The 6,027-nt window shown below is 74.8% G+C and carries 5 protein-coding genes; all 5 read right to left on the reverse strand.

What is annotated here, in order from left to right:
- From ACFQW6_RS12400 to ACFQW6_RS12420, 5 genes are read right to left on the reverse strand one after another with little or no spacing between them, the layout of a single operon-like run.
- Complete coding sequence (locus ACFQW6_RS12400) at positions 1-1,146, reverse strand: acyl-CoA dehydrogenase family protein (RefSeq protein ID WP_378545325.1); 1,146 nt, start codon at positions 1,144-1,146, stop codon at positions 1-3.
- On the reverse strand, positions 1,143-2,864 hold the full coding sequence (locus ACFQW6_RS12405) for an acyclic terpene utilization AtuA family protein (RefSeq protein WP_378545328.1): 1,722 nt from the start codon (positions 2,862-2,864) through the stop codon (positions 1,143-1,145). Before ACFQW6_RS12405 ends, ACFQW6_RS12400 begins: the two co-directional genes overlap by 4 nt.
- A complete protein-coding gene (locus ACFQW6_RS12410) occupies positions 2,861-3,640 on the reverse strand; it encodes a TIGR03084 family metal-binding protein (RefSeq protein WP_378545331.1) in 780 nt (259 codons plus the stop codon). Before ACFQW6_RS12410 ends, ACFQW6_RS12405 begins: the two co-directional genes overlap by 4 nt.
- A complete protein-coding gene (locus ACFQW6_RS12415) occupies positions 3,637-4,281 on the reverse strand; it encodes a TetR/AcrR family transcriptional regulator (protein ID WP_378545334.1) in 645 nt (214 codons plus the stop codon). Before ACFQW6_RS12415 ends, ACFQW6_RS12410 begins: the two co-directional genes overlap by 4 nt.
- A gap of 45 nt (positions 4,282-4,326) precedes the next feature.
- Complete coding sequence (locus ACFQW6_RS12420; protein ID WP_378545337.1) at positions 4,327-5,886, reverse strand: hypothetical protein; 1,560 nt, start codon at positions 5,884-5,886, stop codon at positions 4,327-4,329.
- Between the last annotated feature and the right edge of the window lie 141 nt (positions 5,887-6,027).

Here is a 6,027-nt window from a genome sequence, read left to right on the forward strand (position 1 = left end):
TCATGACGCATAGCCCAGGAGCTTGGCCGTCAGGTCGCGCAGCACCTCGTCGGCGCCGCCCCCGATCGGCAGGAGCCGGGCGTCGCGGTAGTGCCGCTCCACCTCGGTGCCGTGCATGTAGCCGGTGCCGCCGAAGAGCTGCACCGCTCGGTCGCAGACGTACGCCGCGCAGTCGACCGCGGTCTGCTTGGCCAGGCAGGCCTCTGCGACGACGAATTCCCCCGCGGCGTGCCGCGCGGCCACGTCGCGCGTGTAGGTCCGCGCGACCTCGACCTGGCGCCGCATCTCGACCAGCGTGTGCTGGACGGACTGGTGCGCCGACAGCGGACGGCCGAACGTCTCGCGCTCGCGGGCGTACGCCGCCGCGAGGTCGAGCGAGCGGGCGGCGATGCCGTAGCCGTGGACCGCCAGCGCGATCCGCTCGACGACGAACTGGTCCGCGATCTGGCCGAAACCCGAGTTCTCCGCCCCGACCAGGTTGGCGGCCGGGACCGTCGCGTCGACGAACGCCAGCTCGGCGGTGTCGGAGCAGTGCCACCCCATCTTCCGCAGCGACCGGGTGACGGTGAATCCGGGCGTCCCCTTCTCGACGACCAGCAGCGAGATGCCGCCGTGGCCGGGGCCTCCCGTGCGGACCGCGGTGGTCACGAAGTCGGCGCGGACACCGGAGGTGATGAAGGTCTTGGCGCCGTTGACGACGTAGTGGTCACCGTCGCTCCCCCGGACCAGCTCCGCCCGCGTCGTGATGCGGGCGACGTCCGATCCGCCGCCGGGCTCGGTGATGGCCAGCGACCCGATCGTGTCGCCGGCCAGCGTCGGCCGGACGAACCGCTCGACGAGGTCGGCGTTGCCGCTGGCAGCGATGTGGGGCAGCGCGATGCCGGCCGTGAACAGCCCGGCCATCAGGCCGCTCGACGCGCCCGCGTCGAACATCGCCTCCTGCAGCACGATGCTGTCGACCAGGTCACCGCCACCGCCGCCGACCTCCTCGGGGAACGCGGCGCCGAGCAGGCCGAGGTCACCGGCCGTGCGGTGAAGCGCGCGCGGGATCTCCCCGGCGTCCTCCCACTCCTGCAGGTGCGGCACGACCTCGCGACGGACGAACTCCGCCGCCGTCGCCCGGAGCGCCTCGCGTTCGGCAGTCATACGAGGCTCTCCTCGATCGAGACCAACCGCGAGCGCAGCCACTCACCGAGCGCCTTGGCCTGCGGGTCGAACCGGGTGGAGGCGGCCACGCCCTGGCCGAGCAGGCCGTGGACGACGAGGTTGACCGCACCGAGGTGGGGCAGCAGCCAGACGTCGACGTCGAGGTCGGCCGCTTCCGGCAGCAGCGTGGGGATGCCGCGCGGCGACATCAGCTTGAACAGCCACTGCACGCGGGCGTCGTACGTCGCCGGGTCGACGCCGTCGTGCGCGACCCAGAGACCGATGTTGGCGTCACCGCCCTTGTCGCCCGAGCGGGCGTGGACGAAGGTCCCGAGCGGCAGGCGGCGGGTGAGCGTGTCCGGCCGCGCCGGGTAGGGCGACGGGCGCCGGCCCGGGGCGTCGGCCTCGGCGGTGTACGCCGTCGGGTCGGCGACGACCTCCCGTCGGCCGTCCGCGTGGACGACCGTGTGCGTCACGTCCGCACGGTCGACGTACTCGGCGCGGTAGACGCCGAACGGCGTGGCCGGCGCGGGCGGGGCCGTCATCGTGAAGCCGGGGTAGGAGCCGAGCGCGAGCTCGACGGCCGCGGCGGTGAAGGCGCGGCCGACCGGGTCGGGCGAGGGGTCCTTCACCGTGCAGCGCAGCAGGGTGGAGGCAGCCTCCTGGGAGTCGGCGTCCGCGGTCGGCTCGCTGAGCTCCGACCACGTCACCTCGGCCGCCGTGAGCCGCGGCCCGAGCTGCTCGCGCACCCAGGCGGCCTTGGCCGCGACGTCGAGGCCCGTGAGGACGAGCTCCACCTGGTTGCGCCAGCCTCCGAGCTCGTTGACGCACACCTTGAGCCGCTCGGGCGGGGCCTCGCCGGTGACGCCGAGGATCGCGACCCGGTCCTCGGCCTGCTGCTCGAGCCGGACGGAGTCGAGGTGCGCGGTCACGTCGGGACCGAGGTAGCGCGTCGACTGGATCTCGTAGACGAGCTGCGCGGTGACGGTGTCGACGGTGACCGCGCCCCCGGTGCCGGCGTGCTTCGTGATGACGCTCGACCCGTCGGCCGCGACCTCCGCGACCGGGAAGCCGAGCGGCCGGTCGCGATGGGGCAGGTCGAGGAAGCCGCTGAAGTTGCCGCCGGTCGCCTGGGTGCCACACTCGATGACGTGGCCGGCGACGACCGCGCCCGCCAGCTCGTCGTACGACGTCGGGGTCCAGCCGTGGTGCGCGACGGCCGGACCGACGACGAGGGAGGCGTCGGTGACCCGGCCGGTGACGACGACGTCCGCGCCCGCGCTCAGCGCCGCGGCGATGCCGAAGCCGCCGAGGTAGGCGTTGGCGGTGAGGGCGTCGGTGAAGGAGAGGTGGCGCACGTCGTCGCCCTCGACGTGGGCGACCAGCGGGTGGAGGCCGAGCGCCGTGGCGACCTCACGCACCTTGTCGGCCAGGCCGGCGGGGTTGAGGCCGCCGGCATTGGCGACGATCCGCACGCCCTTCTCCAGCGCCAGTCCGAGGCAGTCCTCGAGCTGGCGGACGAAGGTGCGGGCGTAGCCGAGCGAGGGGTCCTTGAGCTGGTCCTTGCCGAGGATGAGCATCGTGAGCTCGGCGAGGTAGTCACCGGTCAGCACGTCGAGCTCGCCGCCCTCCAGCATCTGGCGCATCGCGCTCAGCCGGTCGCCGTAGAAGCCGGAGCAGTTGCCGATCCTCACCACACCGCTGGTCGAGGCGGTCACTTCCGGCTCCGTCCCTCGCCCGGTCGGCCCGCGAAGGCCTGGGCGATGTCGAGCCACCGGTCGACGTCGGCGCCGGTGGCGACGAGGTCGGTGTCGGCGCGGTGGAGCCGCTGGGTGACGAGCCGGCAGAAGTCGCCGGCGGTGCCGGTGAGCGTCTGCGCGGCGTCCTCCGGTCCCCACGACCACACCTCGCCGGACGGCGCGACGAGGTCGACGCGGAACTCCTCGGCGGGGACGTCGAGACCGTGCACGGCGAAGGCGAAGCCGCGGGTGCGGACGCCGAGGTGGGCGACGTGGCGGATCCGGTCGGTGTCGTCGAACGGGACGCCGAGGCCCTCGTGCACGTCGAGGCTGTGGGCCCACGTCTCCATGAGCCGGGCGGTCGCCATCGAGGTGGGCGACATCGGCGGACCGAACCACGGCATCTTCTCTCCCCGCGGCATCGCGACGAGCGTCGCGCGGAGGTCGGCCCGCGCGCGGTGCCAGCGCTCGAGGAGGCCGGGCTCCAGGGCGATGGCGAGCGCCTGCTCGTCGACGTAGCCCGCGGGGTCGGCGATGGCGCCGAGGACGACCTCGTCCCACGCCTCCTTGTCGGTCGCCGCCGCGACGGCGACCTCGTCGGTCCACGCGAGGTGGGCGACCTGGGTCGCGACGTCCCAGCCGGGAGCGGGCGTCGGCGTACGCCATCCGGCCTCGTCGAGGCCGGCCACCAGCTGCGCGAGCCGGTCCCCCTCGGCCTCGAGGTCGCCGAGCACCTGCGTCAGTACGTCCGTCACTCCCGGGTCCCCTCGTCGTCGCGCTCGAGCTCGCGGTCGAGCACGTCGGCCCACTCCCGCAGGATCCGACGACGTCGCGTGGAGTCGTCGGTGATCGTGGACGCCAGGCCCAGCCCGCGCACCAGGTCGAGGGTCGCCTGCACCAGCTCGCGCACGCCGGGCCGCGACTCGTCGACGCCGAGCGCGGCGACCGTCATCCGGTGCGCCTCGCGGCCGACCCGCTGCTCCAGCGGGCCGACGGCGGCGAGCAGGGCCTCGTCGGTGCGGGCCGCCACCCACAGCTCGAGCGCGGCAGCGAAGACCGGCGAGGAGAAGTGGTCGCCGAGCATCTCGACGACCGCGCGAGTACGCCGTCCACCCGTCGGCAGGTGCGCCACTGCCTCGGCCAGCTCGGCGCCGCGGCGCTCGGTGAGGTGCTCGACGGCAGCGACGACGAGGTCGTTCTTGGTCGGGAAGTGGTGCAGCTGCGCGCCCCGGCTCACGCCCGCCCGGTCCGAGACGAGGGTCGTCGAGGTGCCCGCGAAGCCGCGCTCGACGAGCAGCTCGACCGTCGCCTCCAGCAGCCGTGCCCGCATCGCCCGGGTCCGGTCGGCCTGCGGCACGCGCGCGGCGGCCGTCGACGACGCGGAGGAGGAGGTCACGGGCGCAAGACTGCCGTCCGACAAACAAACAGTCAAGCCTGACTTTTATTGGACTTGGGTGAGGGTGCCCAGCGCTCCACAGGTCGAGGTCGCCCCCAGCCAGAGGTCGCCCTCCGGGACCGAGGCCCGCCACGCGTACCAGCCGCTCTCCTCCACCTGGAAGCTCAGCGACGCGAACGTGCCGTTGCCCGGTCGGCGCTGGACGACGTCGCGATGGTTGCCCGTGCAGGCCTCGGTGGCGGTGGCGTACGGCCCGTAGAGCGACGTGGTGACGTCGATCGGCCCGCCGAAGGGCAGCCCGGCGACGCTGACCTGGGCCGAGAGGACGTCGAACGGGGCCGCGCTGCTCGGGGCGGTGAGTCCCACCGTGGATCGGGCGCGCACCCGCACCGGCGCGCCGCACGAGGCCACCGGCATGCTGGTGTCGGTGCCGTCGACGGCGACGCGCCACAGGTAGTAGCCGCCCGCCGACGGTGCGACGGCGGGTGAGGCATAAGCGCCGTCGCCGAGCACCGGCACCGTCACCGTCGCGGCTGCGGGACCGTCGCAGTGAGCAGCCGACGACGACGCGAACGGCCCGTGCAGCGACGCCGTGGCCGTGCGGCCGGAACCGTCTCCGTCGATCGTGGCCACGACCCTGGCCGGGGAGCCGGCCACGAGCACGGTCGGGTCCGCCGCCAGCGTCAGCGACTGGGGGCCGCGGACCGCGACCTGCGCGCTGGCCACGATCGTGCGCCGGGCGCCGCCCTCCGCCGCGGAGGCCTGCCGCTTGCGGTCCGCTCGGCGCAGCCGCAACCAGTGCAGTGGCACCTGGCCCACCTCCGCGACGACGGTCCGCCACCCGACGAGCGGCGCCGCCAGTCGGACCACCGCCCGTCCGTCGTCACCGGTGACGGTGTCGACCGGACCGGCCACCGGCTGGGACGGGCCGCCGTCGGGCGAGGTCACGCGCACCGGCAGGCCGGCGACCGGACCTCCGTGACCGTCGGTCACGCTGACCGTCACGCCGGTCACGCCGCCGACGTCCGCGGTGGTGGGGACCAGCGTGACCTGGTGCGGCCCGGCGCTCGCCCGCGAGCCGCGCAGCATCAGGCGCACGTAGCGGCGCACCGTGGCCGGGTCGCCGGAGGCGCGGATCCGGGCGGCCCCTCGCGGCGCACCGAACCGCCAGGCGCGACCCCCGAGCAGGTGGAGCACCGCCGCGTCGACGGCAGCGGCCTGCACGGCGTCCTTGTGGCCGCCGTACTTCGACAGGATCCAGGCGGCGCGCTCGGTGGCGGCGCGCGAGGGGCCCTTCGACCCGCGCAGGTCGGAGGTGGCGTCGGGCGGACGGAAGCCGGCGCGGTTGGGGCGGCGCCCCGGCGTGACCACGAAGACCGGGGTGTCGTCGACGCGGTAGCCACCGATCCAGCCACCGGCGGCATGCCCGGTCGACGGGATCCGGAAGCCGGCCCAGTGCCTGCCCGGGTCGTCCGCGCCTGCCGCACGGGGCGCCGGCAGCGCCGCGAGTGCCGTGGCTGTCGCCAGCAGGGCCGCGAGCAGTGCGGCGGTGGCGCGCCGGCGTACGGCCTCGGCGGTGGCGGTCGGTGTCGTGGTGGTGGACATGCGCGGGCTCCTCACCCCAGGGGCCCGGGGTCCTGCGACCCCGGGTCGGTGGGTGTGCCGGACGGGCTCGGGTGCCGCGTCGGGCTGGGCTGGGGGGTCTGGCTGGGCGTCTGGCTGGGCGTCGGGGTGGGCGTCTGGCTG

The organism is Nocardioides sp. GCM10028917 (assembly GCF_042666175.1).
GTDB lineage: Bacteria > Actinomycetota > Actinomycetes > Propionibacteriales > Nocardioidaceae > Nocardioides.